Source organism: Pantoea sp. PNT03, assembly GCF_014852515.1.
Lineage (GTDB): Bacteria > Pseudomonadota > Gammaproteobacteria > Enterobacterales > Enterobacteriaceae > Pantoea > Pantoea leporis.
Window position 1 is genome coordinate 1 of sequence record NZ_JACVBT010000027.1, and the last position, 255, is coordinate 255.

The window sequence follows — 255 nt, forward strand, 5'->3', positions numbered from 1 at the left end:
TTGACAGACCGCCTGCGTGCGCTTTACGCCCAGTAATTCCGATTAACGCTTGCACCCTCCGTATTACCGCGGCTGCTGGCACGGAGTTAGCCGGTGCTTCTTCTGCGGGTAACGTCAATCGGTGAAGCTATTAACTTCACCGCCTTCCTCCCCGCTGAAAGTACTTTACAACCCGAAGGCCTTCTTCATACACGCGGCATGGCTGCATCAGGCTTGCGCCCATTGTGCAATATTCCCCACTGCTGCCTCCCGTAG

General features: G+C 56.1%; 1 rRNA gene. It reads right to left on the reverse strand.

Features of this window, described 5'->3' with window-relative positions:
- Window positions 1–255 (reverse strand): 16S ribosomal RNA (locus tag IB226_RS23115); the annotation flags it as partial.